This is a genomic window from Microcystis sp. M079S1 (assembly GCF_020246425.1).
Lineage (GTDB): Bacteria > Cyanobacteriota > Cyanobacteriia > Cyanobacteriales > Microcystaceae > Microcystis > Microcystis aeruginosa.
Window position 1 is genome coordinate 1 of sequence record NZ_JADBSZ010000031.1, and the last position, 4734, is coordinate 4734.

The window sequence follows — 4734 nt, forward strand, 5'->3', positions numbered from 1 at the left end:
AAATCTAAAAACCTTGTTGGGTAAGACTTTTAGACTTTTTTCCCCTCAAAAAGTGCCAGCACTTGGAGTGATCGGGGGGAAAATTCCGGGACTTTTTCCCTGAAAATTAGGTAGTTGACCACCTGAAAATCGGTAAAACCCTACACCCCACACCCCACACCCTGCCCCCACGAAAAACTTTTTCAGCAAACCCTAGATAGGGTTTATGGTAGGGGTGCCGGGCCCGCGCCCAAAATGTGTTATGGATATTTCTACAAAACTGAGACGCACTCACTTCTCGTAACCGTCCGGGAGAATTGTGCTGTAAGATATCTTCAGTTTCAATTGTTTATGCTCGCAATCGTAGATGAGAATAAATTTCGGTAGCTTTTGCGGGAATCTCAGGAAATTATCGGTTAACTATATGAATTCTGCTAAAATTATCGCCATTATCACGGGAGCGATTTCGATTTTAATCGCCGTTGCCTATTTAATCCTAGTCCAGATTCTGGACTTTCGTAGCGAGATGATTCCCGCTCCCCTAGAAGTTATTTTGCCTAGATTATAAAAATCGGGGTTGAAAATTTTTCAACCCCGAAAAAAGCAATTTTTGAGGGGATTAACCCACCGATTGTAACTGTAATTGCGAGAGAATATCGCTTTGCTCGGAGCGCCGATGACTAGAGACTGTCACCACGGTTTCAGCAGTTACATCTAATAGCGCATGGTCTCCAGAATTGACTTTTCCCGATAACATCGCCTCGGCTAAACTATCCTCTAAGCGTCGAGTTAAAGCACGACGTAAAGGCCGCGCACCGTAGCTAGGATCATAACCCTCATTGATGACCAAATCCTTAAAAGCGGCGGTAACTTCCACAGAAATGCCTTTTTCTGTCAATTGTTTGGCTAGATCTGCGATAAGAATATCGGCAATCTGGGTAACTTCTTTGCGAGTTAACTGTCGGAAAACGATAATTTCATCGAGACGGTTGAGAAATTCGGGACGGAAATATTGTTTTAACTCCTCTGTCACCCGATTAGAAATCTGTTGGTAACGGGATTGAGCAAAATCGTCAGCAATCTCGAATCCTAAGCTATTACCGCCTTTTTCGATGACTTTTGAGCCAATATTCGAGGTCATGATAATTAGGGTATTCTTAAAGTCCACCCGACGACCTTGGGAATCGGTCAAATGACCATCTTCTAACAGTTGCAGGAGAAGATTAAAAACATCGGGATGTGCTTTCTCGATTTCGTCAAACAAAACCACTCTATAGGGTTGACGACGCACTGCTTCCGTTAACTGACCGCCTTCATTGTAACCGATGTATCCGGGAGGCGCACCAATTAATTTAGAAACCGTGTGGGATTCCATAAATTCCGACATATCTAGGCGAATCATACTGGATTCCGAGCCAAAGAGCAACTTAGCTAAGGCTTTCGTTAATTCAGTTTTACCCACTCCCGTGGGACCGGCAAAAATAAACGAGGCAATCGGACGGTTAGGATTCTTTAAATTTACTCGCGCTCGACGAATAGCACGAGAAACGGCATTCACTGCCTCCTGTTGGCCAATAATCCGCTCGTGCAGTTGACATTCCAGATTTAAGAGCGATTCTGACTCAGTTTCAGTTAATTGGGTAACGGGAATACCTGTCCAAGCGGCGACAATTTGGGCGATTTCCTCCGCATCCACCACCGGAATTAAAGATTCGGGGTTAATTAGGGGTGATTCTTCCCTAACCTCTGCGGGACTTTTACTTTGCAGGGAATAGCGTAGATGGGTGCGGGATCCCGCTTCATCGAGAAGATCGATCGCTTTGTCCGGTAAAAAGCGATCATTGATATAGCGAGAGGATAGATTAACGGCAGCTTCGATCGCTTTTTGATCGTATTTTACCTGATGGAAATCCTCGTAGGTGGCTTTTAAACCCTGTAAAATCTCGATCGCCTGCTCTTTAGTTGGTTCTCCCACCATAACTGGCTGAAAACGTCTTTCTAGAGCCGCATCTCGCTCAATATGCCGTTTATACTCATCGAGAGTTGTTGCCCCTAAACACTGTAACTCCCCGCGAGCTAAAGCAGGTTTCAGCAAGTTAGAAGCATCCATGGCTCCTCCCATGCTACCAGCACCCACAAGAGTGTGAATTTCATCAATAAACAGGATAATATTGCCCGATTTGCGAACTTCCTCCACAACACCCTTTAAACGTTCCTCAAAATCGCCGCGAAAACGGGTTCCCGCCAGTAAAGACCCCATATCGAGGGCAATTACCTGTTTATCCTGCAAAAGTTCGGGAATATCGCCATTATGGATGCGTTGTGCTAACCCTTCAGCGATCGCTGTTTTGCCCACCCCCGGCTCACCCAGTAAAATCGGGTTATTCTTGCTGCGACGGCCTAAAATTTGGACAACTCGCTCGATTTCTGGCTCTCTACCGATTAAAGGGTCAATTTTGCCATTTTTGACCTCTTGGTTTAAATTGCGACCATATTGGGCTAAAATCCCGCCTTGGGGAGCATTTTTCTGGTCTTCATAGTCACTCTTGTCCGTGAAGCGACCACTAGCGACTTTTTCCCCGGCATTTTTAATTAAAAGGCCGCGAAGTTTGATCAAATCAACACCCTGCATAATTAAAATTTTAGCGGCTAGGGATTCGGGATCGCTGGTGATAGCGAGTAATAGATGTTCAGGTGCGATCGCCTGTTCCCCTAATTGTCGAGCTTCCTGAAATGCTTGCTCGAACATCTTTTTCGCTTTCGGGGTAAAAGGGATATTAACGGGACTGTAACCGGTGCCGCGGCCGGTCATTCCTTCAATCAGGCGGCGACTTTCGTGCAGGGTAACTTTTAAATCCTTGAGAATTAAGGCTGCGGTGGCGGTGGCTTCTCCTATCAATCCTAACAGTAAATGCTCCGTACCGACGACACTGTGACCGGTACGACGGGCTTCCTCTTGGGCGAACATCACCGCTTTGATAGCTTTCTGGTTAAAGTATTCAAACATGATTGACGGCTTCCTGGCTACTGGGCTTTACCTGTTACTGTAACGTTTTCTTTACATTAGCCGGAAGGGGGATATCCGTATCAGTAGGGTGGGTTAGTCAGTGGTGAGCTTGGGCGATGCTTAAAATCCTTAACAAAAATTAAGGCTACTGGCAGTTATAACTTGACCCCCTGTGCAACTGTCGCTCTACAAAACTAATGCAAAAATGATAATTATTGATGTACCATATAAGGTACGATAACTGAGAAGGTAAGGATTGAAAAGGCTGCCAGCCAAGTTTTTTCGAGCCGAAGGTGGGTCGGAGCCAGTCAAAGATTGGTGGAAAACTCTCAGCCGTGAAGATTGCCGGATTATTGGCAGCGATATCAAGGACGTAGAGTTTAGCTTTCCCATCGGCTGCCCCTGTGCCGTTCACTTTCCGGTTATCAAGACTTATGGGAGGTGCGGAGTAGGGGCAATTCATGAATTGCCCCTACGGGCAGACGCATCACGCGGGTCATCTTTTACATCAGCCGAGGGGAGATGATTCTGCCGCACGGCAACATCGGCGAAGTCCCAAAAACCCCAAAACGGGAAATCTAGTAGGGGCGAACGGCCGTTCGCCCCTACTAGCGCAAGAAGGAACAGGAAAAATATGACCGCTAACCCCCATACTGGCTCCGATTTCGATGCTTTTCTCAAAGAAGAAGGTCTTGAGGAGGACTGTAGTGCGGTGGCACTCAAACGGTTACTGGCGCGGCAGTTGGCTGAGGAGATGAAACGGCTCTCTCTGACGAAAACGGAGATGGCGGCGCGGATGCAGACCAGTCGAGCGCAACTTGACCGCCTCCTCGACCCGGAAAAGACGGGCGTTTCTCTCGATACTATCCAACGGGCGGCTTCTGTGGTGGGCCGCCAATTGCGAATCGAGTTGCTCTGAGGGAAGTCAGAAAGTTCGGAGTGCCGCAGATGAAATTACCCAACGGGGAACTGGCAGAAATCTCGATGGAAAAACTGATTGGCTATTGCTTAAATCCAGAACATTCCAGAGGAAAAAATAAAGCCAGAGTCTTTCGCTCTCGTCTGGGAATAACTGCCGAGAACGCTGAGGTTTTGCGATCGCTCATCTCACAGGCTGCCCTGGAGGGGGAAGTTGTCCAACAAGCGGTCACGGAATTCGGCCAGCAGTTTAAAGTGGATTGGACGATACCAGAACGGGAAGGAACACAACTGCGAACTATCTGGGAAATCGGCTTAATTAATCCCAACCCTCGCCTAATTTCTGCCTTTATCAAGTGAAGTAAAATGAAAGACATCAAACTTTTAGATACGGTTGCCATCCTCAACTCCGTCCCTCGGGAGCGATTGACTTTAGTTGAATTAGATTATGAAGCTGTCCCCAGCTTGCCAAGCGGACAGGTGGGAACGGTGGTTGAGGTATATGAAAAAGGTTCGCGCTATCAATATTTAGTGGAATTTTCTGACAGTCAGGGGCGGGAATATGCAATGGCTATTCTGCCAGGCGATGAGCTTCTGGTCTTGCATTATGAACTGGAGGTGGCGTGAATTCTGCTTAACGGAAAACGCTATGGCTCAAGTAAAAGTTTTCTATGAACCGGAAACGGAATTAAGCTTTTACGCATTTAAGTTACATTGACAGCATTACCCTTATTTTTAAGTTTTCTACTCCATTTAATAATCAATCCCCCTTCATTTAAAAGCTGATTGACTACTTTTTCCAGTTCTTCTTTATTTTCAAATTCTCGATT

Annotated in this window: 5 protein-coding genes and 1 pseudogene; 4 read left to right on the forward strand and 2 right to left on the reverse strand. The window is 46.4% G+C overall.

The features are described from left to right. Positions 1-403 precede the first annotated feature (403 nt). On the forward strand, positions 404-547 hold the full coding sequence (locus IM456_RS01915; protein WP_172970494.1) for a hypothetical protein: 144 nt from the start codon (positions 404-406) through the stop codon (positions 545-547). A 51-nt stretch (positions 548-598) separates the two neighbouring features. Here the strand turns inward: IM456_RS01915 and IM456_RS01920 are convergent, their stop codons facing one another. Further along, entirely contained in the window at positions 599-2986 is a 2388-nt protein-coding gene (locus tag IM456_RS01920; RefSeq protein WP_287693006.1) for an ATP-dependent Clp protease ATP-binding subunit, read from the reverse strand. Positions 2987-3620: 634 nt separating this feature from the next. Here IM456_RS01920 and IM456_RS01925 point away from each other — a divergent pair. Genes IM456_RS01925 through IM456_RS01935 form a run of 3 tightly spaced genes read left to right on the forward strand, consistent with a single transcriptional unit; the run spans position 3621 to position 4531 of the window. Beyond that, positions 3621-3905, forward strand: coding sequence for a helix-turn-helix domain-containing protein (locus IM456_RS01925; protein WP_287693007.1), 285 nt, complete (start codon positions 3621-3623; stop codon positions 3903-3905). Positions 3906-3934: 29 nt separating this feature from the next. Continuing rightward, entirely contained in the window at positions 3935-4264 is a 330-nt protein-coding gene (locus IM456_RS01930) for a DUF6883 domain-containing protein (RefSeq protein WP_287693008.1), read from the forward strand. A 6-nt stretch (positions 4265-4270) separates the two neighbouring features. Next, the gene (locus IM456_RS01935; protein ID WP_002799126.1) at positions 4271-4531 is read left to right on the forward strand and encodes a DUF4926 domain-containing protein; all 261 of its coding nucleotides are present in this window, start codon (positions 4271-4273) and stop codon (positions 4529-4531) included. Between the two features lie 77 nt (positions 4532-4608). Here the strand turns inward: IM456_RS01935 and IM456_RS01940 are convergent. Further along, positions 4609-4734: pseudogene (locus tag IM456_RS01940) on the reverse strand (IS630 family transposase); the annotation flags it as partial.

What these genes read in the sequence shown, in the direction of transcription:
- IM456_RS01915 (WP_172970494.1), top strand. Translation starts at nt 404, where the DNA reads ATGAATTCTGCTAAAATTATCGCCATTATCACGGGAGCGATTTCGATT.
- IM456_RS01920 (WP_287693006.1), bottom strand. Translation starts at nt 2,986, where the DNA reads ATGTTTGAATACTTTAACCAGAAAGCTATCAAAGCGGTGATGTTCGCC.
- IM456_RS01925 (WP_287693007.1), top strand. Translation starts at nt 3,621, where the DNA reads ATGACCGCTAACCCCCATACTGGCTCCGATTTCGATGCTTTTCTCAAA.
- IM456_RS01930 (WP_287693008.1), top strand. Translation starts at nt 3,935, where the DNA reads ATGAAATTACCCAACGGGGAACTGGCAGAAATCTCGATGGAAAAACTG.
- IM456_RS01935 (WP_002799126.1), top strand. Translation starts at nt 4,271, where the DNA reads ATGAAAGACATCAAACTTTTAGATACGGTTGCCATCCTCAACTCCGTC.